Annotated in this window: 20 protein-coding genes; 10 read left to right on the plus strand and 10 right to left on the minus strand. The window is 61.0% G+C overall.

Annotation, left to right across the window (positions count from 1 at the left end; translation table 11 throughout):
• Positions 1-60 precede the first annotated feature (60 nt).
• Together CQ041_RS06045 and CQ041_RS26130 are read right to left on the minus strand one after the other, a co-directional pair.
• On the minus strand, positions 61-2,004 hold the full coding sequence (locus CQ041_RS06045) for a sigma-54-dependent Fis family transcriptional regulator (protein WP_105521565.1): 1,944 nt from the start codon (positions 2,002-2,004) through the stop codon (positions 61-63).
• A gap of 63 nt (positions 2,005-2,067) precedes the next feature.
• Positions 2,068-2,286 (minus strand): hypothetical protein, encoded by a 219-nt coding sequence (locus CQ041_RS26130; protein ID WP_146116045.1) that lies wholly within the window; start codon positions 2,284-2,286, stop codon positions 2,068-2,070.
• Between the two features lie 255 nt (positions 2,287-2,541).
• Here CQ041_RS26130 and CQ041_RS06050 point away from each other — a divergent pair, with 255 nt between their 5' ends.
• The 5 genes from CQ041_RS06050 to CQ041_RS06070 all read left to right on the plus strand — a co-directional run bounded on the left by CQ041_RS06050 (position 2,542) and on the right by CQ041_RS06070 (position 10,824).
• Entirely contained in the window at positions 2,542-5,721 is a 3,180-nt protein-coding gene (locus tag CQ041_RS06050) for an efflux RND transporter permease subunit (protein ID WP_256586755.1), read from the plus strand.
• 1 nt (position 5,722) lies between these two features.
• Complete coding sequence (locus CQ041_RS06055; RefSeq protein WP_105521566.1) at positions 5,723-6,886, plus strand: efflux RND transporter periplasmic adaptor subunit; 1,164 nt, start codon at positions 5,723-5,725, stop codon at positions 6,884-6,886.
• A gap of 69 nt (positions 6,887-6,955) precedes the next feature.
• The gene (locus tag CQ041_RS06060; RefSeq protein ID WP_163001915.1) at positions 6,956-7,618 is read left to right on the plus strand and encodes a (2Fe-2S)-binding protein; all 663 of its coding nucleotides are present in this window, start codon (positions 6,956-6,958) and stop codon (positions 7,616-7,618) included.
• Positions 7,618-8,601 (plus strand): xanthine dehydrogenase family protein subunit M, encoded by a 984-nt coding sequence (locus tag CQ041_RS06065; RefSeq protein WP_105521568.1) that lies wholly within the window; start codon positions 7,618-7,620, stop codon positions 8,599-8,601. The genes CQ041_RS06060 and CQ041_RS06065 overlap by 1 nt, the downstream gene beginning before the upstream one ends.
• 12 nt (positions 8,602-8,613) lie before the next feature.
• Positions 8,614-10,824, plus strand: coding sequence for a xanthine dehydrogenase family protein molybdopterin-binding subunit (locus CQ041_RS06070; protein WP_105521569.1), 2,211 nt, complete (start codon positions 8,614-8,616; stop codon positions 10,822-10,824).
• Between the two features lie 73 nt (positions 10,825-10,897).
• Here the strand turns inward: CQ041_RS06070 and CQ041_RS06075 are convergent, their stop codons facing one another.
• Together CQ041_RS06075 and CQ041_RS06080 are read right to left on the minus strand one after the other, a co-directional pair.
• Positions 10,898-11,890 carry an aldo/keto reductase gene (locus tag CQ041_RS06075; protein ID WP_105521570.1) on the minus strand — a complete coding sequence of 331 codons (993 nt, stop codon included), beginning with the start codon at positions 11,888-11,890 and terminating at the stop codon, positions 10,898-10,900.
• Between the two features lie 146 nt (positions 11,891-12,036).
• Positions 12,037-12,810, minus strand: a complete 774-nt coding sequence (locus tag CQ041_RS06080; RefSeq protein WP_105521571.1) for a carboxymuconolactone decarboxylase family protein — start codon at positions 12,808-12,810, stop codon at positions 12,037-12,039.
• Between the two features lie 170 nt (positions 12,811-12,980).
• Here CQ041_RS06080 and CQ041_RS06085 point away from each other — a divergent pair, with 170 nt between their 5' ends.
• Positions 12,981-13,874 (plus strand): LysR family transcriptional regulator, encoded by an 894-nt coding sequence (locus tag CQ041_RS06085; RefSeq protein ID WP_105521572.1) that lies wholly within the window; start codon positions 12,981-12,983, stop codon positions 13,872-13,874.
• 107 nt (positions 13,875-13,981) lie between these two features.
• Positions 13,982-14,992, plus strand: a complete 1,011-nt coding sequence (locus CQ041_RS06090; RefSeq protein WP_105521573.1) for an aldo/keto reductase — start codon at positions 13,982-13,984, stop codon at positions 14,990-14,992.
• Positions 14,993-15,048: 56 nt separating this feature from the next.
• Here the strand turns inward: CQ041_RS06090 and CQ041_RS06095 are convergent, their stop codons facing one another.
• A complete protein-coding gene (locus CQ041_RS06095; RefSeq protein ID WP_105521574.1) occupies positions 15,049-16,278 on the minus strand; it encodes a Bcr/CflA family multidrug efflux MFS transporter in 1,230 nt (409 codons plus the stop codon).
• 88 nt (positions 16,279-16,366) lie between these two features.
• Positions 16,367-17,350, minus strand: a complete 984-nt coding sequence (locus tag CQ041_RS06100; RefSeq protein WP_105521575.1) for an aldo/keto reductase — start codon at positions 17,348-17,350, stop codon at positions 16,367-16,369.
• A 106-nt stretch (positions 17,351-17,456) separates the two neighbouring features.
• Here CQ041_RS06100 and CQ041_RS06105 point away from each other — a divergent pair, with 106 nt between their 5' ends.
• Positions 17,457-18,362: a LysR family transcriptional regulator gene (locus tag CQ041_RS06105; RefSeq protein WP_105521576.1), complete on the plus strand. Its 906-nt coding sequence runs from the start codon at positions 17,457-17,459 to the stop codon at positions 18,360-18,362.
• Between the two features lie 24 nt (positions 18,363-18,386).
• Here CQ041_RS06105 and CQ041_RS06110 read toward each other — a convergent pair whose 3' ends face one another.
• The 3 genes from CQ041_RS06110 to CQ041_RS06120 form a co-directional block, all read right to left on the minus strand.
• Positions 18,387-19,211, minus strand: coding sequence for an SDR family oxidoreductase (locus CQ041_RS06110; protein ID WP_105521577.1), 825 nt, complete (start codon positions 19,209-19,211; stop codon positions 18,387-18,389).
• A gap of 143 nt (positions 19,212-19,354) precedes the next feature.
• Positions 19,355-20,554, minus strand: coding sequence for an MFS transporter (locus tag CQ041_RS06115; RefSeq protein WP_105521578.1), 1,200 nt, complete (start codon positions 20,552-20,554; stop codon positions 19,355-19,357).
• A gap of 106 nt (positions 20,555-20,660) precedes the next feature.
• A complete protein-coding gene (locus tag CQ041_RS06120) occupies positions 20,661-21,749 on the minus strand; it encodes an alpha/beta hydrolase (RefSeq protein WP_105521579.1) in 1,089 nt (362 codons plus the stop codon).
• 241 nt (positions 21,750-21,990) lie between these two features.
• On the opposite strand from CQ041_RS06120, the gene CQ041_RS06125 reads away from it, so the two are divergent.
• On the plus strand, positions 21,991-22,911 hold the full coding sequence (locus tag CQ041_RS06125) for an AraC family transcriptional regulator (RefSeq protein ID WP_105521580.1): 921 nt from the start codon (positions 21,991-21,993) through the stop codon (positions 22,909-22,911).
• A 75-nt stretch (positions 22,912-22,986) separates the two neighbouring features.
• Here the strand turns inward: CQ041_RS06125 and CQ041_RS06130 are convergent, their stop codons facing one another.
• Positions 22,987-23,997: an AraC family transcriptional regulator gene (locus CQ041_RS06130; protein ID WP_105521581.1), complete on the minus strand. Its 1,011-nt coding sequence runs from the start codon at positions 23,995-23,997 to the stop codon at positions 22,987-22,989.
• 201 nt (positions 23,998-24,198) lie between these two features.
• Between CQ041_RS06130 and CQ041_RS06135 the strand changes: the two genes are divergently transcribed.
• Positions 24,199-24,867 carry a glutathione S-transferase family protein gene (locus CQ041_RS06135; RefSeq protein WP_105521582.1) on the plus strand — a complete coding sequence of 223 codons (669 nt, stop codon included), beginning with the start codon at positions 24,199-24,201 and terminating at the stop codon, positions 24,865-24,867.
• The last annotated feature ends 53 nt before the right edge of the window (positions 24,868-24,920 follow it).

Consider the following 24,920-nt stretch of genomic DNA (forward strand, 5'->3'; position numbering starts at 1 on the left):
CCAGACGAGCCGGAGAAGTAGCAAAACCGGTGGCGAGGGCGCGTGCGCCCTCGCCATTTATCAAGACTGATCGTTCGGCGCGATGACCCCATGCTTTTTCATCTTGCGGTACAACGTGGAGCGCGAGATCCCCAACTCCGCAGCGGCGCCACTGATGTTCCAGCGATGCTGGCGCAAGGTGGCCTGCAGATGGCGTGATTCGTCGTCGCCCAGTTGATCGGCCAGGTTGCCGGCTGGTGCGGGTGTAGCCGCCAGCCAGGCGGAGGGCGCACGCACCAACACCTCCGCGGGCAGGCAGTCCCGGTCGAGGCTGCCGTGATCAGCCAGGGCCACGGCATAGCGCAGGCTGTTGAGCAGTTGGCGAATATTCCCCGGCCATTCATAACCCAGCAGGCAATCGCGGGCCTCAGGCGTCAGTTGTACGCCGTCGGCGCCAGGTTGGGCGGCAAGCAACCTGTCGAGCAGCAGGCTGCGGTCCTCGCGGTGGCGCAAGGCGGGCAGGGCCAGGTTCATACCCGCCAGTCGGTAGTACAAATCCTCGCGAAAGTGCTTCTCACGGATCATGGCCTGCAGGTCCTGGTGAGTGGCGGAGATCACTTGTACGTTGAGCGGCACAGGCGCTTCGGCGCCCAGGGGGGAAATTTCGCGCTCGGCCAGTACGCGCAGCAAGCGCGTTTGCAGGTGGGCGGGCATGTCGCCGATTTCGTCGAGGAACAGAGTGCCGCCGTTGGCCTGTTCCAGCTTGCCTTTCATGCCCTTCTTGCTCGCACCGGTGAAGCTGCCGGCGCGGTAGCCGAACAACTCACTTTCAATCAGCGCTTCCGGAATCGCAGCGCAATTGAGCGCCACGAACGGGCCACGTTGCAGGCTACTGGCCTGATGGATCGCACGGGCGAAGGCTTCCTTGCCGGTGCCGGTTTCACCGGTAATCAGGATCGAGATGCCTTTATCAATGATTTTGCGCACGCGCTCGACACTGCGCTGCAACGGCGGATCGCCGCCGGCCAGTTGCTGCAGGTCCGGGTGGGCGGGTCGCAGGGGAGCGGTAACTGCCGGAGTGCGATGCTGGGTGGACGGAATACGCAGGCCCACGTCCAACAACGCGTCACCCTGCAAGGCACGCAAACGCACGCCGCGGGCGCCGCCATGGGTGAATTGCAGCAGTTCATCCACGCTGGCCGGCAGCAGCTTGCCAATCGGCGTCCCCAGCAGGGCCGGTACGCGTGCTTCATCTGCGGCCACAAACGCCGCCCGATTGGCACCGATGACCCTTCCGCTTTCGTCCAGGGCCAGCAATTGCTCGTTGGCCAGGTCGGCGATCTCATCGATGGGTTTGAGGGAGAGTGTCAGGCGGTCACGGTACATCTGGCGAAAGTGCGCATTTTCGATCAGGCGCGCGTACATGATCACCAGTTGCAACGTCAGGTACTGACTTTCCCGTGGGCCATCGCTATTCAGGCACGTGGCGTTCAGGCACCCGCGCAGCAGGCCCTGGGCGTCGAATATCGGCGCCACCGAACAACTCAGGCCCGCATTGGCCGCCAGGAAGTGTTCCGCGCGATGAATGATCAAGGGTTGCGCGGCGGCGAGGGTGGTGCCGATGCCGTTGGTGCCCACGATGGATTCGTCCCAGCGCGCGCCCACCACCAGGCCGGAGCGCGTGTAGGCCTGGTCCTGGCTGGGCAGCCGGGCGTCGAGGGTCACGCCGTGCTCATCGCTGAGCAGCACGGCAAAACCGGCCGGCACCACCCGCCGGGCCAAACCGTTGAGACCCTGGCTGGCAATCGCGAGGTATTGCTGGTGTTGCTGCTGATGGCGACGAATGTCTTCGGCGCAGAGCACGTTCTGGCGACTGACCGCGCCGGGGTCGAGGCGATGCTCGACCACGCTGCGGTACCAGGATTGCGCGATCACACCATCAGGCCGAATGCCGCGAGCGGAGAAGTGATCGTTGACGAACGCGGCAAGTTCGCCGGCGCTGGTCTGCGCGATGTGCTGAGTCATGGAAAGCTCCCACCACCTTTGAAGCCCGTCGACGGGTTTCACGGTGATTTTTTGTTGTCGGGTTTAGCGTATGACATGACCACCATAAACGGTGTTGCGGGATATTTCATACTGCTTTGGTTCAATGGCGCCTATCTGGGCCAGGTTCTCGGCCTCCAGCGATCCGGTCAGCGTGGTGAAAGCCGACTCAGTGTAAGGGGCGGTCAATGATTTCAAATTGTATCTGCGACAGCGTGGCGACATTGCCAAACTCAACAGATACGCGGCGCCGGGTTCATTCATGAGCCGCGCTCACATGGGTATATCGACTGAGCGAGGTAGTCGCCTTGTCGGGTCACCGCTAGATTCGCGCTGAGCCAACTTGAGAGCGACCCCATGCTGCAGCTGCTCACAGGTTTGGTCGAAGTGGGGGCCACCTGAATTTCTTGCGCTTCATTCCCCAGCCCGCTGTCGCGCAAGACGATAGCGTCAACCGCACAGCCTTCGATCTCTGAACTGAATTCACTTGTCGTCGATGTGTTATCGGAGTCATCAGTGCTGATACGTACCGTGATGGTGGCCTTGCGCCGCCCCCTTACATTTGTAGTGATGGCCTTACTGGTTTTGATCGTCGGCCCCTTGACTGCCATGCGCACGCCCACCGACATTTTTCCGGAGATACGGATACCGGTGATTGCCGTGGCATGGCAGTACACCGGGTTGCCACCCGACCAGATGGCGGGGCGCATCTCAACCGTTTTTCAGCGGTTGCTGACAGCGTCAGTCAACGACATCGAACACATAGAATCCAATACCTACCCTGGCGTCGGCGTCGTGAAGATTTTCTTCCAGCCGGGCGTCGACATTGCCGTAGCCAACGCGCAGATCACCGCGGCATCGCAGGTTGCACTGCGGCAGATGCCAGCCGGTATCCAGCCACCGGTGATCCTCAACTACAACGCGGCGACGGTGCCGATCCTGCAGTTGGCACTTTCGGGAGAAGGGCTGTCGGAGCAGCAGTTGTTCGACCTGGGCATGAATACCGTTCGGACGCCCCTGATTACGGTGCCGGGCGTCGTGATGCCGTTGCCTTACGGTGGCAAACAACGCCAGGTTCAGATTGACGTGAACCCTGCTGCGCTGCAGGCCCGAGGGCTTTCGGCGCAGGACGTGTCGGCTGCGTTGGCAGCCCACAATATTCTGGTGCCGATAGGCAGCCAAAAGATCGGCGAGCTGGAGTACACCCTGCAGCTCAACGGTGCGCCGTCGGCGATCGATGAGTTGGGATTGCTGCCGGTCAAAGTGGTGAACGGCAGCACGATCTATCTGCGCGACGTCGCCGATGTGCATGACGGCAATGCCCCGCAGACCAACATCGTGCATGTCGACGGTAGCCGGTCAGTGTTGATGTCGGTGCTCAAGAATGGCTCGGCATCGACGCTGGCCATTGTCGATGGCATCCGGGCACAGATCGCAGCGCTCAAGCCAGGCTGGCCGGACGCACTGGTCGTGCAACCGATCAACGATCAGTCATTGTTCGTGCGTGCCGCCATCAAGGGCGTGGTGCTGGAAGGGGCCATTGCCGCGGCGCTGACCAGCGTGATGATCCTGCTGTTCCTCGGCAGTTGGCGCTCGACGGTGATCATTGCCGTGTCAATTCCCCTGGCGATCCTGGGTTCGCTGATCATCCTGGCGGCCCTGGGTGAAACCCTCAACCTGATGACGCTGGGAGGGTTGGCGCTGGCCATCGGGATCCTGGTGGACGACGCCACGGTGACGATCGAGAACGTCAACTGGCACCTGGAGCAGGGCAAGGACGTCGAGACGGCCATTCTGGACGGCGCACGCCAGATCGTCACGCCGGCTTTCGTGTCGCTGTTGTGCATCTGTATCGCGTTTGTTCCGATGTTCTTTCTCGAAGGGGTTTCGCGGTATCTGTTCGTCCCGATGGCGGAAGCCGTGATCTTCGGCATGATCTGCTCCTTCATCCTGTCCAGGACGTTGGTGCCGACCATGGCCAAGTACCTGCTGAAGCCGCATCGGGCACATCCTGAACGCCAACCGGCTTCGCGCAATCCGCTGGTACGCTTTCAGCGCGGGTTCGAACGCGGTTTTGACCGGCTGCGCCAGCGCTATCAGTCTGTGCTCGAGGGTGCGCTGCGCCGCCGCAAAGCATTCCTGCTGGGCTTCATGGCGGTGGTGACACTCTCGTTTGGGCTGGTGCCCTTCATTGGCAGCAACTTTTTCCCGACGGTGGATTCCGGTCAGGTCCTGATGCATGTGCGCGTACCGGTGGGCACTCGCGTGGAGGAGACGGCCTCACGGTTTGCGCAGATAGAAGAGGCGATACGCAGCATCATCCCGGCTGAGGAAATCACCACCTTGGTCGACAACATTGGCCTGCCACCGAGCAACATCAACCTGACCTACAACAATACGGGGGTCATGGGCTCCCAGGACGGCGATTTCCAGATTGCGTTGCGCTCAGGCCACCAGCCGACCGCTGGCTATGTGAAAAAGCTCCGTGAAGTCTTGCCTGAACGGTTCCCTGACAGCACGTTTTCGTTTCCTCCGGCGGACATTGTCAGCCAGATCCTCAACTTTGGTGCCCCGGCACCCATCGACATCCAGGTCAGGGGCAACAATGTCGACGCGAACTTTGCCTACGCGCAGCAACTGCTCAAGCGAATCCGGACGGTGCCGGGCCTGGCCGATGCGCGCATCCTGCAATCGAACAAGGCGCCGGTGTTCAACGTCGACCTGGATCGTACCCAGGCTCAATTGCTGGGCTTGACCACACGCGATGTCACCAACAGCCTGGTGGTCAACCTGGCCGGCAGCAGCCAGGTCGCACCAACCTACTGGCTCAACCCCGCCAATGGCGTGAGCTACCCCATCGTCTTGCAGACGCCCCAGCCAAAGCTGGATTCGTTGGCGGCCCTGGCGAACCTGCCGGTGGGTAACGGCAGCGCCGCGACCGTCACCACCCTCGGCGCGGTCGCGGATTTCAAGCGCACAACCGGCAGCGGCATGGTCAGCCAGTACAACGTTCAGCCCATGGTGCAGATCCATGCGGCCACCCAAGACCGAGACCTCGGTGCTGTGGCCAAGGACCTCCGGCAGATCATCGCGCAGATGGCCGACGAAGTGCCGCGCGGCAGCACGGTCAACCTGATGGGCCAGGTGCAGACCATGGAACGGGCGTTCTCCGGTCTGTTGTACGGCTTGCTGGGGGCCGTCGTGCTCATCTACTTGTTGATCGTGGTCAATTTTCAATCTTGGGTGGATCCGGCGGTCATCGTCTCTGGCTTGTCCGCCGCGCTTGCCGGAATCGTCTGGATGCTCTTCGCCACCGGTACCACGCTGTCGGTGCCTGCGTTGACCGGGGCGATCATGTGCATGGGGGTGGCCACGGCCAACAGTGTGCTGGTCATCAGTTTTGCCCGCGAGCGCCTGCACGTGCTGGCTGATGCGACAGCTGCAGCGCTGGAAGCCGGTATCGCTCGACTGCGCCCGGTATTGATGACGGCGCTGGCAATGATCCTCGGCATGCTGCCCATGGCACTGGGGCTGGGGGAGGGCGGTGAGCAGAACGCCCCATTGGGGCGCGCCGTGATCGGCGGCCTGTTGTTTGCGACCGTCGCGACCCTGTTGTTTGTCCCGGTGCTTTTCAGCGTGGCGCACCGCAACGATTTCCGTACTGAACCCAAGCCGCACTTAGTCCCTGGAGCAATCTGAGATGCCTGTGAAACCCCACGCTGATCGCAGCCCGTCTGGTCGCCTTGTGTTGATCGTTGGAGCAATGGCGACGGCCGGTGTCATCCTCATCGCTGGCTGGGCAAGCCGCCATTCGCAAGCGGGTCAGTTGGAGCAGATGGCAGAGCGCAAACGGATCGCCACGGTTGCACTCGTCGTTCCCCGGCTGGTCACGCCGGCCTCCCTGCAACTGCCAGGGCGTATCGAAGCCTGGTCACGTGCCCCGCTGTATGCGCGGGTCAGCGGCTACTTGAAGCATTGGGGCCGGGACATCGGGGCACGGGTCAAAGCCGGCGAGCGGTTGGCGCAAATCGATGCCCCTGACCTGGACCAGCAGTTGCGCCAGGCGCGCGCAGCGTTGGCGACTGCCCGCAGCGAAATGTCCCTTGCCGGCACCACCGCCAAACGCTGGGAGCAACTGCGAGAGAGCGAAGCGGTCTCCCTTCAGGAGGTCGAGGAGCGCCGTGGCGACCTCGCCACCAGGCGATCCCAGGTCAACGAAGCGCAAGCCAACGTCGATCGGTTGCAGGCGTTGCAGGGCTATACCCGGATTGTCGCGCCGTTTGACGGGGTAGTGACCGCACGTAACACCGATGTCGGCGCATTGATCAATGTCGGGATGACCGCTGGCAGCGAATTGTTCGTGGTCTCCGATGTGAGCCGGCTGCGCGTGTATGTCAGCGTCCCGCAGCGTCAACTGGCGTGGATAAAAGTCGGTACCCGGGCCACGCTCAGCGTGCCGGAACGCCCGGGACAGGCATTCGAGGCCACAGTGCAATCCCTGGCCCAGGCCGTCGATATGGACACCGGCGCCATGCGCGTTCAACTGAGCGTGGAAAACCAGCGTGGCGACTTGCTGCCGGGATCGTTCGCCTCTGTGCTGTTTGAAGGTACGCCTGCGCCCACTGCGCTCAGTCTCCCTCCCAGCGCGCTGATCGTCGGCAAGGCCGGCGTGCAGATCGCGACGGTCGATGACACCGGCACCGTGCAGCTGAAGCCGGTGACGGTGACCCGTGACTACGGCACCTACCTTGAGTTCGCGGATGGGGTCCAGCAGACCGACCAGGTCATTGCCAACCCACCCGACGGGCTAAGTTCAGGTGACAAGGTACGAATCATGCAGGCTGGGATCACGGCTTTAGAGTGACCCTTTGGCTATTTTCGATGCATTGCTGAGCCCGTTCAAAGGTGAAACCTGATGACAGAAATCAAAGACTTGAATACCCCCGAAAGCGCGCCGGATGCGGAGGCGTCGGGCGTCACACCTTCACGCCGCAACTTTCTCAAGTTTGGCGTATCCGGCATCGCCGCCGCCACGGTGTCGACCTGGATCCCTGACAGCGTCGTGGCTGCCCAACTGGCGCCCATGGTGGTCGATGACGCAGGCGCGCCCCAGGCGGGTGAGCAACGGATACAGCTCACCGTGAATGGGCAACTGCATAAACTCAATGTCCCGGCCAATGCAATATTGCTGGATGTGCTGCGTGACCGGCTGCAGCTGACCGGCACCAAGAAAGGCTGCGACCACGGCCAGTGCGGGGCGTGCACCTTGTTGGTCAACGGGGTGGCAATCAACAGTTGCCTGTCAATTGCCCTGCAACACGATGGCGACCACATCACGACCATCGAAGGCTTGTCTCAAGGCGACGATCTGCACCCGGTGCAGGAAGCTTTCTGGGATCACGACGCCTACCAATGCGGCTACTGCACGTCGGGGCAGATCATGAGCGCGGTGGCACTGCTCAATGACCCGAACATCGGCACTGACGATGCCAGCGTGAAAGAGGCCATGAGCGGCAATATCTGCCGCTGCGGTGCCTACAAGAACATCCTTTCGGCGATTCAGTCGGCACGTGGAAAAATGCGAGGAGCGGCCTGATGCGTACGTTCGATTATGCCCGCGCTGAATCTGCGGCCCAGGCGGTGAGCAGCCATGCCGCGCCTGGCCAGCCGTTTTACCTGGCGGGGGGGACCACGCTGCTCGACCTGGTGAAGCTGGACGTCATGCAGCCCGACCGTCTGGTGGATATCAATCGCCTTGCGCTCAAGCACATCGAGCCGCTCGCCGATGGGCGTGTGCGCATCGGCGCGCTGGTCAGCAACACCGCGCTGGCCAGTCATGCGCTGATCCGCGAGCGCTACGCCGTGCTGTCCCAGGCCATTCTGGCGGGGGCCTCCACGCAGTTGCGCAACAAGGCCACCACCGCAGGCAACGTGATGCAACGCGTGCGCTGCAATTATTTCCGCGACGGTGTGTCGCCCTGCAACAAGCGCCAGCCGGGCTCCGGTTGCGCAGCCATCGGCGGCCACAACCGCAGCGTGCATGCCGTGCTGGGCACCAGCGCGCATTGCATCGCGACGCACCCGTCCGACATGTGCGTGGCAATGGCTGCGATTGGCGCGCAGGTGACGGTTCAAGGCCCGAACGGGGTGCGTGAGATTCCCTTCGGCGATTTCCACCTGTTGCCGGGGCAGACGCCTTGGTTGGAGCATGCGCTGCAGCCTCATGAGTTGATCACCCATGTGACCCTGGATGCACCGTTGGCGAACAGCCGCTCGGCCTACCTGAAATTGCGCGACCGCGACTCTTATCAATTCGCCTTGGCATCGAGTGCGGTGATCGTGGTGATGGATGGCCAGCGCATCACCGAGGCGCGGATTGCCCTCGGAGGCGTCGGCACCAAGCCATGGCGTGCGCTGGAAGCCGAGCGCGCATTGGCTGGGCAGAAAGCCGATATCGCCGTGTTTACCCAGGCGGGCGAGCGCGCCCTGCAGGGCGCTCGCGCCTATGAGCACAATGGTTTCAAGATCCCCCTCGGCCAACAGGTCGTGACGCGCAACCTTCGCGACCTGACAGCATAGGAGTGCATTCTGATGAGCCAACCGATAATCGGCACCCCGCACAAACGTATCGACGGTCGCCTGAAGGTCACGGGCGCAGCACGGTATGCCGCTGACCATCCTTTGCCAGATTTGGCTTATGCCTATGGCGTCTACAGCACGATCGCCAATGGCCGGGTGGTCGCCATTGACGACACATGGGCCCGCGCAATGCCTGGCGTGGTTGCCGTGCTGCACCATGGCAACTTTCCCCGGTTGCACCGTACACCGGATGTGGCCATGACCTTCAAGGACATCCTAAGCGCCGCCAAGGTCGACGAGCGCCGGCTGCCGTTCGAGGATGACAAGGTGGCCTATCCCGGGCAGTTCGTGGCCCTGGTGATCGCTGACACCTTCGAGCAGGCCCGTGCGGCGGCGTTTCAGGTCAAGGTCGAGTATGCCGAAAGCCCGGCCATTACCAACCTCAAGGACGCACTCAAGCAAAAGGGCGCGCGCGATGGCGGGCGAGGGCACAGCCGAGGCGACCCGGAGGCAGGCTGGCAAGCGGCTGTCACCCGGCTCGACCAGACCTACACCACGCCGGTCGAAACCCACAGCCCGATGGAGATGCATGCGACGACCGCGTATTGGCGCGACGCGAAGCTGTATGTGTATGAAGGTACGCAGGGGGTGGTGAATCACCGCAATGTGTTGGCCAATGTCTTCGATCTGCCACCCGATCGCGTCGAAGTGCATGCGCCGTTCATTGGTTCAGGGTTTGGCAGCAAACTGTGGCCATGGCCGCACTCGATAGCCGCCTGCGCCGCCGCGAAGGTGGTGAACCGTCCGGTACAACTGATGCTGCCCAGGGCGCAGATGTTTACCGCGACAGGGCATCGCCCGGAAACCTTGCAACGCATCCGCCTGGCTACGGACGGGGACGGCAAGCTGGTGTCGATTCGCCACGAGTCGTTCAACAGCACCTCGACCACCGATGCCTATACCGAGGCATGCGGCGGCGTCACGCGCAGTCTTTATTCCTGTGCGAACGTGCTGGTCGATCACAAGAACAGTCCGCTCAATCGCGGCACGCCGACCTCAATGCGGGCACCTGGCGCTGCGCCCGGCCTGTTTGCGTTGGAGTCGGCCATCGACGAGCTGGCGCTGCTGCGGGGCATTGACCCGCTGGCGTTTCGCAAACTGAACCTGGCGACCCGCGACGAAAGCCTCAACCTGGCATGGTCGAGCAATCATTTGCCGGAGGCGATCGATACCGCGGCCGAACGGTTTGGCTGGCACACACGCAATGCGGCGGTTGGGGCAATGCGTGACGGTGATGAAGTGATCGGCTATGGCATGGGTGCCTGCAATTGGGAGGCCTATCAGGTACCCACCGACGCCCGCGTGATTATTCGCTCGGACGGCAGCGTGCTTGCTCAATGCGGCCAGCAGGACATCGGCACTGGCACCTATACCGTCGTCGCGCAGACCATCGCTCAACTGACGGGCCTGCCATTCGATCGGATCGAGGTGGAGCTGGGCAGTTCCACGTTCCCGCCGGGCGCGTTGGCCGGTGGTTCCTGGGCCACCGCGAGCATCTTGCCGGCTATCGCGGGCGCCACGCGCGCCGCGCTGACCAAGTTGCGTGAATACGCGGTGATGAGCGCGGGACTGTTTTCAGGCACTCCCCTGGAAAGCCTGTCTGTCGAAGCTGGCCAACTTGTCAATGGCGATCGACGCGCGAGTTTCGCCGAGGTCCTGCGCCACCAACGCATCGCGCGCGCGGAGGGCAACTTCCAGAGCGGAGCCAAGGGCGGTGACTTTTCCTATCGTTCCTTTGGTGCGCACTTTGTCGAGGTGCGCTGGGACCCTGGCATCTCGCGCCTGCGTGTGGCTCGGGTGGTCAGTGCCATCGACGTAGGCAAAGTGGTCAACCCGCTCGCCGCGCGAAACCAGGTGGAGGGAGCAATTATTATGGGCCTCGGCATGGCGCTGTTCGAAGCATCGGAAAACGATCAGCGCACGGGCCTGCCGGTGAACAACAACTACGCCGAATACGTGGTGCCGGTTCATGGCGATTTACCTGATATCGACGTGACCTTGCTCGATTACCCGGATTACAACCTCAGTGAGTTCGGTGCGCGCGGGATCGGCGAAATCGGCGTCACGGGCCTGGCGGCCGCTGTCGCCAATGCCGTTTACCACGCTACGGGAAAACGCATTCGCAGCTTGCCGATTACCAAGGAAAAGCTGATGGACAGTTAATGATCGATCAGCGTCGCGCGGTGCAGGAGGGCATCCGACGGCTGCCCTCTGGGGAGATTGCTTCAAGGGCGTCTCAATGCCCGACCATTTTCATCGCCGAGGCGGGCAGTCGATCACCGTGAACCTCGAGTGTCGACACCTCAGCATCAATTTCAACCAGATCGCCTGGCGTCAGTTCAAGTTCGATGGCGCCCAGGTTTTCTTCAAGCCGATGCTGTTTGGTAGTGCCCGGGATCGGCACAATCCAGGGCTTTTGGGCGAGCAACCAAGCGAGCGCAATCTGTGCCGGCGTTGCGCCCTTGCGAGCGGCTATACGCTTGATGGCGGTGACCAAAGCAGCATTCGCCCTGCGCGCTTCGGGCGTGAAGCGGGGCACGGTGTTGCGAAAATCCGATGGATCGAAGCGCGTGTTCTCGTCGATCTTGCCCGTCAGAAACCCTGCGCCCAGTGGGCTGAACGGCATGAAGCCAATAGTCAGCTCCTCCAGCACTGGCAAGAGCTCGCGCTCCGGCTCACGCCAGAACAAGGAGTACTCGCTTTGCACCGCAGTGACTTTTTGCACGGCGTGGGCGCGTCGAATGGTGTGGACGCCTGCTTCCGAAAGCCCGAAGTGTGCGACTTTACCTTGCGCAATCAGTTGCTGGACCGCGCCGGCGACGTCTTCAATCGGGACGTCAGGATCAACCCGGTGCTGATACAGAAGATCGATGCGCTCGGTGCGCAACCGTTTCAGGGACGCGTCCACGACCGCCTTGATATGCTCGGGACGGCTGTTGGTACCGCCACGTCGCTCGCCGGTTTCCAGGTCGATGTCAAAGCCGAACTTGGTCGCGATGACCACCTTGTCCCTGATCGGTGCCAACGCGTCGCCCAGCAGCGTTTCATTGACGAAGGGGCCATAGGCCTCAGCCGTATCAAACAACGTAACGCCCTGGTCATGCGCCGTGCGTATCAGCTTGACCATCTCATCGGCGTCTGCAGCCGGGCCGTAGGCTGAGCTCATGCCCATGCAGCCCAGTCCCAGGGCGGAAACCGTCAGTTCGTCGCCTAGCGTTCTTGCCTTCATGTTGACCCTCGAATCGAGTGGAAGCGGTCGTAACCGGATAAGCAGCAATTTATCCAGTCATCACGACGCGCACTACCCGGGTAATTCGGGACGGGGCTATGAGACCTATTCAATAATGCCGGGCGACGGCGCAGCGAGGGTCCCTCTCACGGGCGCGCCGCGAAGACCTCCTTGAGCACCGGCACGGCCGACATCGCCTTCGGCCAGCCAACGTAAAACGCGAGATGCGTCACCGCTTCGGCGGCCTGGGCCTGGCTCAGGCCGTTGTCCATGGCCCGGTTGAGGTGGAACGGGAGCTGCGCCGCCTGGCCCTGGGCAATCAGTGCGGCAACGGTGACCAGGCTGCGGTCGCGGGCGCTGAGATTGCTTTGTCGCCACAGGTCGCCGAACAACACGTCGTTGGTGTAGCGGGCCAGCTCCGGTGCTACCCCTCCCACCCCGTCATCGACGGCGGCGCGGCGCTTCGCTTCACGCTCTGGGTCAAGTGTCAGGGGCGCGCCAGAAGGCGGAGAAATCTGCTCGGCAGGAATATGGCGCTCGTTGAAGACCTGCTTGGCAACGCCCGCCGCAGACATCGCGTTTGGCCACCCTGAGTAGAATGCCAAATGGGTAATCAGTGCGCTGATTTCACTCGGCTTGAGGCCATTGTCCAGCCCCAGTTTGATGTGCCCGGTGAGTTGCGGGATCTGGCCGCTGGCGATCAGGGCAGACAAGGTGATCAGGCTGCGGTCTCGTGGTATCAGCGCTTCACGTTTCCATACTTCGCCGAACAGCAGTTCGGTGGTGTATGTGTACAACTGCGGGGTAATTTCGAGTACATCCGGCGAGGGCTTGGGATCAGGACGCGGCAGGCCTTGATCAGCGTCCACGGCAGCGGCGAAGAGGAGGGTGGCAAAGGTCGTTGCGGTGAGCAGTTTCATTGAGCACTCCCAGGGTGATTGGAAAACGAATCCATCGATCGACCCATGGTAGGCAACTGCGATCCATTGATTAAACGCTATAACCTGCATGGCGTCATGAATCTGGCTCATTAATGCAGCGTAATCTGGGATATGCTTCGGGTCGATTACTCTATGAATGAGGCCCATCAATGGCGCGTGAAGGATATGGCGATCTCCTGGCATTTGTGGCCGTTGCGCGAGAGCGCAGCTTTACGCGCGCGGCCGCGCAGCTCGGCGTTTCGCAATCGGCGTTGAGTCATACCATCCGCGCGCTGGAAACCCGGCTCGGCGTCCGACTGCTGACGCGTACCACGCGGAGCGTGGCACCTACGGAAGCCGGCGAGCATCTGTTCAACAAGCTGGCGCCGCGTTTCGAAGAGATCGAGGCGGACCTTGCCGAAGTGATCGAGCTGCGTGACTCGCCTCGCGGTACGCTGCGCATATCCGCCACCGACTACGCGGCGAACTCGGTGCTGTGGCCGCGCCTCGCCGAGTTTTTGCCACGGTTTCCCGATATCAACATCGAAATCACCACCGATTATGGCCTGACCGATATCGTTGCCGAGCGCTACGACATTGGCGTGCGCCTGGGCAATCAAGTCGCCCAGGACATGATTGCCGTCCGGATCGGCCCAGACCTGCGCATGGCGATGGTCGCCTCGCCGGCGTATCTGCACGCGCACCCGCCGCCGCAGGCGCCGGAAGACCTGGCTGCGCATAACTGCATCAATCTGCGGTTGCCGACTCATGGAGGTTGTTACCCATGGGAACTGGCGAGCGGGGACCGCGAAGTGCAGGTGCGCGTGCAGGGGCAACTCACGTTCAATGGCACCTATCCGATGCTCGCGGCTGCACTGGATGGCTGTGGAGTGGCTTATCTGCCTGAAGACCTGGTGAAAGAGCACGTCGCCGCCGGGCGGCTCTGCTGGGTGCTGGAGCCGTGGTTTCCGACCTTTCCGGGCTTGCACATTTATTACCCCAGTCGGCGACAGTCATCGCGGGCACTGAGCCTGGTCGTGGATGCACTGCGCTACAAGGCCTGAAACATTCATGAGCCCGTCTCATAGCCGTATCCTTTTCCTGCACCTTAATCACTGATTGGAATGGCGCTAGGATCAATTCATCTTTCAAACGCCTTAGAGGGTTAATGATGAATTACCGTTACCTGGGCCGCAGTGCCCTGAAAGTATCGCCGTTGTGCCTGGGTGCCATGATGTTCGGCGGCGAGACCGACGAAGCGACCAGTAAACGCATCATCGATAAGGCCGGTGCCGCGGGCATCAATTTTATCGACACGGCTGATGCCTACCACGCGGGGCGTTCCGAGGAAGTCGTCGGCCGATCCATTGCAGCGCTGCGTGACAACTGGGTGGTGGCCACCAAGTTCGGTTATCCGTCGTCGGCTGATGCTGGCCCGAATCAACAGGGGCAGTCGCGCAAGTGGATCATCCAGAACGTGGAGGCCAGCCTCAAACGCCTGGGTACCGACTATATCGACATCCTGTATTTCCACCGCACCCTCAGTGATGTGCCGATGGAAGAAGGCTTGCGAGCGATTGACGACCTGATTCGTCAGGGCAAGATCCGCTATTACGGGGTGTCCAATTTCCATGGCTGGAAAATCGCCGAGATGGTCCGTATTGCCGATTCGCTGGGCATCCAGCGGCCCACGGTCAGCCAGCCGTTGTACAACATCGTCAATCGAAGCGCCGAGGTCGAGCAGCTACCGGTCGCCGACAACTACGGCATTGGCGTTGTTCCCTACAGCCCGCTTGCCCGTGGCGTGCTCAGTGGCAAGTACCCTGTGGATGCGCCGCCACCGGCTGATACGAGGGCAGGGCGTGGCGACAAGCGTATCCAACAGACCGAATGGCGCCCCGAATCCCTGAAAATCGCGCAGACCATCGCCCGGCACGCGAAAGATCGGGGCACGACGTCCGTGGCGTTCGCCATCGCCTGGGTGTTGAAAAACCAACTGATCAGTGCAGCGATCGCCGGCCCTCGTACCGAAGCTCACTGGGACAGCTATATGGATGCGTTAGGGCTGGCGCTGGGGCCAGATGATGAACAGTTGGTCGACAGCCTGGTGGTGCCGGGCCATGCGTCGACCCATGGGTTCACGGATCCGGGCTACCCGGTCGAAGGCCGTAAAGTCAGCTGAAGCGATTGGGGAGGGCAGGCAATCTCAGGGTTGCCTGCTTTCCATCGGCGCTGGGTTTAGAGGGGAGTCCCAGGTTTCGATTTAACCCACCAAAACGCACATGCCATGCTGGCTGATCCGAACACTGCGATCACTGTCGCCATCGGCTTCGGCGTGCCGTCAGCCCATAGGCCGACCAGACCCGACCCGAGTATCCCTGTTCCGTACTGCAACGCCCCGACCAAGGCAGAAACCGCTCCCGCCATGTGCGGGAATCCGTCCATTGCCCCGACGATCGAGTTGGCGACTATCAATCCCGCCGCAGCGACGAACACGAACAGCGGCGCGACCAACCCCGCCAGCCCACCCATGCCAGTCCATGCATCGACCGCCAGCCACAGGCTCGAGAGTGCTGCCAGGAGCGCACCCAAGCGCATCAGGCGATCACTGCCGATTTGCCTGACCAGCCTCGCGTTGAGCTGGTTTGCCAGCATGATCCCCACTATGCCAACACCAAACAGCAGCCCATAGGTATGGGGGGATACGTGGTAGTAATCGATATAGGCAAAGGGCGTACCCGCGATGTAGGCATACATTCCGCCGTAGAAGAATCCGCCTGCCGAGGCATAACCCAGCACGCGGCGATCCGTCAGCAGTTGTCCGTAGCGGCGCAAGGCACCGCTGAGCGGGGCATGGCTGCGGCGTTCTGCAGGCAGCGTTTCTGGAAGGGTATACAGGGCAACCAGGGTTACGCCGCCAAACAACACGAGCGCCCAGAAGATCAGGTGCCAGGAGCCTGACTCGAGGAGGATCCCGCCAATGCTCGGGCCCAGCAGCGGGGCCACGGCCATGACCGTCATGAGGGTCGACAGCATTTGCGCAGCCCGGTGTCCTTCATACAGGTCGCGGATCATTGCGCGGGCCAGCACGACACTGGCACATGCGCCGACCGCCTGTACCGCGCGCCAGCCAATCATCATGGGCGCCGTGGTCGACAAGGCGCAGCCGGCGGACCCCGCGATGAACAGCAGTAACCCCAAGGCGACGGGCAATCGCCGTCCGTAGCGATCGCCGACCGGCCCCCACAACAACTGGCCCAGGCTGAAGCCGATCAGATAACCGGAAATCGTCAGCTCAAGCTGACCTGCGTCAGCGTGCAGTGATTTGGCCATCGCGGGCATCGCAGGCAGGTAAAGGTCGGTTGAAATGGACGCGAACGCCATCAAGGCGCTGAGAATGGCCAGCATCCACAGGCGTTGTTTATCGGATGGCGTTGCTACCGCGCTGGGGCGTTCTGGCCGGGGCATGGTCGACGATACTCGTTGAATTCAGGTGTTTGAAACAACACCGCCGGCACCCATCCATGGGCGCCGGCGGCAGGTCAGGGGCTGAGGCTCAGCGGTTGACGTTTTTTTGCAAATGCGCGGGGTAGCGATCCCCCACGACCTTGATCTGCTCCAATGCCGTCGCGATGGCGGTGAGATCGTCTTTATCCAGAACCAGGTGGGCTGCGCCGATGTTTTCTTCCAGTCGGTGCAATTTAGTGGTTCCTGGAATGGGCACAATCCAGGGCTTCTGCGCCATCAGCCAAGCCAAGGCAACCTGCGCGCGTGTTGCGTTTTTGCCCGCGGCGATGTGGCCCAGAACCTCGACGAGTTTCGCATTGGCCTTGCGGTTCTCTTCAGTGAAGCGTGGCACCACGTTGCGGAAATCGTCGTGCGCAAACTGGGTGTTCGCATCGATGGCGCCCGTCAGGAAACCTTTGCCCAGCGGGCTGAATGGCACGAAGCCGATACCGAGTTCCTCCAGCACCGGCAGAATTTGCTCTTCAGGCTCGCGCCACCATAACGAGTACTCACTTTGCAACGCGGCCACCGGCAACACGGCATGCGCGCGCCGGATTGCCTCTGGCCCGGCTTCGGACATGCCAAAGTGCAAGACTTTGCCGGCATCGACCAGTTGCTTGACCGTGCCCACCACATCTTCGATCGGCACCTGGGGATCGATGCGGTGTTGGTACAGCAGTTCGATGCGGTCGGTGTTGAGCCGCTTCAATGAGGCCTCGACCACGGCCTTGATCGTTTCAGGCCGGCTATCAAGCCCTTCACCCGGCAGCCCATGCTTGAAACCGAATTTGGTGGCGATCACGACATGATCCCGCATCGGCGCCAACGCTTCGCCCAGCAGCGCTTCATTGGTGAAAGGCCCATAGGCTTCGGCGCTGTCGAAAAAATTCACGCCCTTGTCGAAGGCTTTTCGAATGAGCGTAATTGCCGCCTTGCGTTCCAGCGCGGGGCCGTAAGCGAAGCTCAAGCCCATGCAGCCCAGGCCGATGGCTGAGACTTCGAGTCCGCTTTTACCCAAATGACGTTTCTGCATGTTTCGTCTCCTTCGCAACCAGGTAACTGATTGGTACACTTTAAATTCCTGTGCTTCGCTCAACAATTGGCACATTGCTTAATGAGCACCTGAGGGGAATTCACTAATGATCCGTGCTGGACTTCCTGAGCTGACGGCCTTCGTCGCCATTGCCGAGCAACGCAGCTTCAGCGGAGCCGCCAAGATTCTTGGCGTGTCAGCGTCGGCGTTGAGCCATTCCATGCGGGGCCTGGAATCTCGCCTGGAGCTGCGCTTGTTCAACCGCACCACCCGCTCTGTAGCGCTGACGGAGGCGGGTGAGCAGTTGTTCAATCGCGTGCAACCGCTGTTGGGCGATCTTGAATGCGCGGTCAACGACGTGACCTCGGAGCGCAATACGCCTTCCGGGTCGATACGGCTGAGCGCGTCGGAATCCTCATTCAAACCGCTGATCCGTCACGTGATGCCTGATTTCTTGCGCGACAACCCGCAGATCCACATCGAGTGCATCGCTGACAGTCGCCTGGTCGATATTGTGGCGGATGGGTTCGACGCCGGTATCCGTCTGTTCGATGATGTTCCTCGCGACATGATCGCCATCCGATTCGGCCCGGACATTCGTTTTGCGGCGGTAGCCTCGCCCGACTATCTCAATCGGCATCCCGCTCCCCAGGTACCGCATGACCTCAAGGACCATCGCTGCATTCGCTTTCGCTTCGCGAGCGGCACCTTGTTTCGCTGGGACCTGGGTTACCAGGGAAGAAATGCCAGCATCGATGTCGATGGGCCGATGACAATGGACAACATCAACCTGATGACGGAAGCGGCGTTGGCCGGCATCGGCATTGCGTGGCTGCCGGAGCATCAGGTCGAGGATCATCTGCGGGCCGGTCGCCTGGTTCATCTATTGCCAGACTGGGGCCCGTACTATCCGGGCGCGTGCCTGTATTACCCTGCCAACCGGCACCCGCCAATGGCCCTGCGAATGTTCGCCGAGGCTGTGCGTGAATGGGCGCGTGGCCAACTGAAATAGCCGGCGCGAGCCTACACAGGACAATTACGGCTGTGACTCACCGTACCAGTATTGGGCGGTGACGCCGCCGTCCATGAGAAAATCGCTGCCGGTGATGAAGGTGCCTTCAGGCCCCATCAGCAATGCCGCTACAGCGCCCACCTCATCGGGCGTCCCCCCGCGTTTGGCGGCACTGGACTCGATCATGCGTCGATATCCGTCCCCACGCGGCCCGGACAATTCATCCCGCGCCAACGGTGTAAAAATGATGCCTGGGCTGATGGTATTCACCCGTGCGCCGCGCTTGCCCCAGCGCACCGCCTGGGCAGCAACGCGCAGAGAATTGCCACGTTTGGAGAGCTGGTAGGCGTTCAGGGGGTCGGTTACCAGGTCGGGTTGCAGCATCGGCAACCCGAGCAAATCCTCAGTCGGCGTCAACGCCAGGGCTTTATTCTGCTCGGCGGTAAGGGCTGGCAAACGATGGCCTGATTGCGATGCGATGACGATGGCCGACCCGCCTTTGGCAATGACCTCGCCGAACAACTCCAGGACCAGGGCCGTGCCATACAGGTCGACACGCAAAATGGTTGCAGGTGCAGCCTGGGAGGGTGAAACCCCCGCGGCATGGATAACGCCGGTGATGTCGCCGATGCTGGCCGCGAACGCGACGAGCGCCTGGACAGATGCGCGGGACGACACGTCAACCGCTGACGTGGAAACCTCGAAACCCGCATCGCTCAATACCTTGGCGGCGGCCTCGGCGGTGTCTTCGCGCAGGTCGGCGAGTACGACATGTTTACCGGCACTGACGCGGCGGGCGATGGCCTGGCCAATCGAGCCGGCGCCAATTACCACAGTTACATCGGTCATTTTCATCGTCTCTGGAATGTCTTGACGCAACTTTACGCGGAGAAACGCTCGGTGATTAGCCGTTTGGTTGAGCGCGACCCTGTGAGATGAATTCAGCAGTCGGGGGTCAGTCTTGACGCTTACAACCGCGTTCGTCGGCCTGTTTACCGTGGGTACGCATTCCTCAGGGGGGCCTGTAAGCCCGAGCGTCCGGCCATGAAGGCGAGGACGCCGGCAACTACCAGAAGCGCTGCGCTCAATTCAAAGGGTGCGCGATAGCCCTGCAAGTCGAATGCGACACCGCCCGCGGTAGCCCCCAGGGTTATCGCCAACTGGATGATTGCAACCATCAACCCGCCGCCTGCTTCCGCATCGTCTGGCAAGGTTTTCGCCAGCCATGTCCACCAGCCAACGGGTGCGGCCGTTGCAACCAAACCCCAACCACCCAACAGCACCGTAGTGATCAGCGGCGAGCTGCCAAAGATCACCAATGCGCCGGCGATCACGGCCATCAGTAACGGGATCACGATGAGTGTTCGAAACAGCGCTTTCTTCAAGAACACTTCAATGAACAGGGTGCCGACGAAACCGGATACGCCCAGCGCCAGCAGCATCAGCGAGAGCCTATTGGTGCTGGCATGGGTGACTGTCTCCAGGAACGGGCGCAGGTAGGTAAAAAGTGTGAACTGGCCCATGAAGAAGAGGCTGACAGCGATCATGCCCATTGCCACCGGCATGCGCGTCATCAACGCGAATACGTTGCTGCTGCGATCACGGCGTTCGGCCTTGAATGAGGGCAGGCTCACTAGCAACCAGACGGCGGCAAGTCCGGCAACGGGGACTACGCAAAAGAAGGCACCGCGCCAGCCGATGATGGCTCCAAGAAAACTCCCCAGGGGCGCGGCGATTACCGTCGCCAAAGCGTTGCCGCCGTTGACGATTGCCAACGCTCGCGGGACGCGTTCGCTCGGTACCAGGCGCATGGCGGTGGCCGCGGATAACGACCAAAATCCACCAATCGCCACGCCGATCAACGCCCGGCCTGCCATGAACATGCGGTAATCATGCGCTATAGCAACCACGGTTCCTGAAATGGCCATGACGATGATGAGAGAGAGCAGGAGCTTTTTTCGATCAATTCGTGCGGCCACTGAGGCTATCAGCAGGCTGGTGATCAACGCGAATACTCCGGAAATAGAGATTCCTTGTCCCGCTTGGCCTTCGGTAATCTGGAGGTCCACTGCAATAGGTGTCAGGAGACTGACCGGCATGAATTCAGACGCTACCAGCGCGAACGCAGCGAGCGACATGGCCAGAACGGCGCCCCAGGACTCTCGGCGTTCAGGGTGAGAGGGAATTGTCATGAGTGAGCGTGTCCTCTGCTTGAAGTGTGCACGCGCTCAGGCGTGCACATTGCTTATTGCTGCAGGCCGGAGGTGGGTGGGCCACATCCGGCTCGCATTGCGTCAACTACTTGAGGTGGGTACTGAGAAAGTCTGAAATTTTGTCGAAAGGAATTTTATCCAGGCGGTCATAAAGATCGACATGGTTGGCATCCTTGATAATGAGCAGTTCTTTCGGTTCCGCAGCAGCCTTGTAGGCATCCTCGCTGAAATAACGCGAGTGTGCGTTCTCACCGGCGATGAGCAATACAGGACGCGGCGAGATCTCATTGATGTGAGTGAGCAACGGAAGGTTCATGAACGAAAGCGGAGTTGTGGCCGTCCACGCGCCATTGGAATTGAGCGAATGCTTGTGATAACCCCTTGGGGTTCGGTAGTAGGCGAAAAACTCCTCGGCGATAGCACCGTCGTTACCACGGAGTTTTTCCGGCAAGATGCGCGGGCCTGAGGCAGGCGTACCGTGTTCAGCGTCTACCCAGCGTTGTTGGCTGAGTTGCTCCAAGGCCTGTGACCGCTGGGCTTTGGTCATACTGTCGTTCAGGCCATTCGCCATGACCCGGGACATGTCGTACATGCTGGTGGTCACTACCGCTTTGATGCGTTTGTCGACCGCAGCCGCGCTCAGACCCATGCCCCCAAAACCACAGATACCGATAATGCCGATACGCTGACGATCAATGAGCGGTTGCAGGCCAAGGAAGTCCACGGCGGCACTGAAATCTTCGGTGTTGATATCCGGCGAGGCAACGTCACGGGGTTCGCCTGTGCTTTCACCGGTGAAGGATGGATCAAATGCGATCGTGACAAAACCACGTTCGGCCATGGTCTGTGCATACAGACCGGAGGATTGCTCTTTCACAGCGCCGAACGGCCCACTGATGGCCAGTGCGGGTAGCGGCTGGGTGCCGTGCTCATTGGGAATATACAAGTCCGCTGCAAGCGTTATGCCGTAGCGATTTTTAAACGTGACTTTTTTATGTTCCACCTTGCTGCTTGGAGGGAACGTCTTGTCCCACTCTTCAGTCAGGTTCATGGCGCTCTCCCGACGTGATTGTGTGGGTTCTCGGGCATCTGCTGGCAGCGCAGTGACGATTGCAGCCAGCCCAGCAAATACCGCACTTTTTATCCCCCCGAAGCGGGAATATGAAATGTCCATGCTTGACTCCTGGTTTCACATTGACGGGTGAGCTCGCCACTGGCGGCACTCATCCGAGGAAGACTCGACCTTTCAACCCTTCGGCGATCACGTGCAGGTTGGATGTACATTCTCCCGTTCCACTTGAGGGCTATGTAGTGCGATCCGCTGGTTTACTTGCCTGATCCTGTGAGGAGGGTTTTATTTGAGGGACGCAGTCGCGCGCGCGGGTTAGAGTTCAAACCAGAGGTATGAGATCACTATGACGAACACACTCACCCCCCGGCAGACATCGACACAGGAAAGGCTTGCGCAGATCATTGGCGCGCATATTTCCAAACCAGGCGATTGCGCAACCGCCATACCAGGCCTGGGTTTGTTCCGGCGCGAGCATCCGGCGCCGCCCATCGTCTGCATGGTTGAACCGAGCATCATCCTCGTCGTTCGCGGCGAGAAGCGGCTTTGGGTGGGAGGCGAGGGCTTTCCCTACGACACATCGCGGTTTTTGATTACTTCACTGGACTTGCCTGCCAACTCTGAGGTGCTGGTTGCCTCTGCGCAGCAACCGTGCCTCGGACTGGTGTTGAAGCTTGATCTGCGTGTGCTTGCAGAGTTGATCACGCAAAGCGACCTGCCACCTGCCCGTGACCGCTCAGTTGCAAAGGGTGTCGGGATCGGATCGATGACGAGCGCCATGCTGGCGTCATTCGAACGATTGTTGGCGCTGCTGGATGAGCCCGAATCCATATCGATTCTTGCCCCCTTGATCCAGCGAGAGATTCACTACCGGGTCTTGCAGAGCGATCAAGCGAGCCGGCTGCGTCAAATAACGTCGGTCGATGGCCAGGGCTATCGGATCGCCAAAGCCATCGATTGGCTCAAGCTGCACTACACAGCGGCACTTCGCGTTGAAGAGCTTGCCGCCAGGGTGCAGATGAGCGCTCCGACGTTTCACCACCACTTCCGCCAGCTCACAACGATGAGCCCGCTGCAGTATCAAAAGTGGCTGCGACTGAATGAGGCAAGGCGACTGATGCTCAACGAACATCAGGACGCGTCCAGCGCGGCCTACAAGGTTGGATATGAAAGCCCGTCTCAGTTCAGCCGCGAGTACAGTCGCCTGTTTGGCGCACCACCCAAGCGGGATATCGCAACGCTGCGAGGGCAGGTGGTGCAGGCTTGAAAGGGTGCTGAGACGATCAGTGCGAATGGCCAATCCAAGCCTGTGGCACTCATCGTGGGCATGCCAGTCTTGGGTCTAATGATCGAGCCTGCGCCAGCGCCCCGGGGTGATTTTTTCCTGGCCCCGAAAGGCTCTGTAGAACGAGTTCGTGTCCTGGTAGCCGAGTCGGTAGGCCACCTCCTTGACGCCGAGTGATTGATTGCCGAGCAATTCACGGCTGAGTTCACTGCGTGCTTCTGTCAGCAGTGCCCTGAAGGTTTTACCTTCAACAGAGATTTTGCGTTGAAGGCTGCGAGGGCTGAAGCCCAATTCACAGGCCACGGTGGCCATGTCCGTGCGCCCCTCGGCCATCATCCGCTTCAATGCCGCTTTCACTCGCTCGCCCAAGCTGGCGTGCTGTTCAATCTCGTCGACGGCAGTCGAGAGCGCCGGCGTCAGCATCTGCAGCAATTCAGGGTTGTGCGTGGGGAATCCCAGCGCCAGGTCGGCTGAGGCCAGCACCAGCCGGTCTCGCTGGGTCCCGAAGCGAATGGGGCAGCCAAAAAAAACCGCGTGGCAACCGGTTGCGGGGGCGGCGCGTCGAAGGTCTACCGACACCGGAAGTAGGTGCTTGCCAGTGCCTCGACGCCCCACTTCCAACAACAGTGCAAAGCTGGCATCCACCGCTATGTGGGGCTCGGGTGGTGTGTCTGCGGGCCATTCGATCGTCACCACGGTGTTGCCCCGGCGCTCGTCGAAGCACATCCGATCGGGGCTGCACAGCCGCTTGAAGCGGGCCAGGCGCGTGAGTGCGTCCTGAAAGTCAGCGGCGTAGGTAGCGGCCAGGAACGCAAGCATGTGCGTTGAGGTACTCGTTTGCGTGACCATGCGGATACCGGCAGATGGATCGCCGCTCAGTGCTTCTATCGCATTCCAGATGGCGAAAAGCTGAGGAGTGTTGATCACACGGGTGTCGTCCAGATGCCAGGTGCCCGGAAGATGGGCGTGCTGCAGAACCGCTGCGGGGTCTAAACCCAGTTGCGTAACGGCTTGCCAGAACGATTGGGGCAGTTTGCAGGCCGTCGAGACCGCGTCGTGGATCGGCATTTCGTTGTTCCATCTTCCAGCGTGCGGCCCAAAGTGGCGTGCACCGTGCCGGGGTTGAATGGTCGTGGCTCGGCAGCCGCCTGATGGGGCTTGAACGGTCATTGGCGCGAACGGCGAGCGATCTGGCGTATGTTGCCAGTTTAACCCGCGTCGATCACCTCTAACCTTTGCCCCAGGTTTTCACTCAGCAGGACATCAGTTATGACGATCACGTTCTACACCAACCCCAATTCGCGCGGCCGAATCGTGCGCTGGATGCTTGAGGAAATCGGCTGCCCCTATGAGACGGTTGTCATGGACTATCGGCCCAGCAGCGAGTCAGATCCCTGGGGCGGCGCGGAGCTTGCCCGGCCTGACCGCGCAGATGTTGAACGGCAGCGGTTTTTCGATGAGCTCAACCCCATCGGCAAGATTCCTGCGATCGTGCACGATGGCCGTGTGATCTCCGAAAGCGCGGCCATCTGCGCCTACCTCGCCGAGTCGTTTCCTGAGGCCGGCCTGGCTCCCACCGCAGACGAGCGCGCAGATTATTACCGCTGGATGTTCTTCGCCGCAGGCCCGGTGGAGCAGGCGGTAACGAATTTCCGTGCTGGTTTTACGCCGACGACCGAGCAGGCGTTTTTCCTGGGCTACGGCAGTTACGATCGCACGGTCGATCAGTTGGAGCGCGCAGTCGCATCCAAAACCTACATAGCAGGCGAGCGCTTTACCGCTGCCGATATCTACGTCGGCTCTCATGTGGGATGGGGCCTGGGGCTGCAAACATTGCCTGGCCGACAAGCCTTCATGGACTATGCGCAAAGGCTGATGGCCCGGCCTGCCTACGCACGCGCCGTCGCCAAGGACAATCAATTATTGACACAAAGCTGATGGCTTGACCCTGAATGGCGTGTCCGCCCTCAAGACGGAGGGCGGCATGCAGT

The organism is Pseudomonas sp. MYb60 (assembly GCF_002979555.1).
GTDB lineage: Bacteria > Pseudomonadota > Gammaproteobacteria > Pseudomonadales > Pseudomonadaceae > Aquipseudomonas.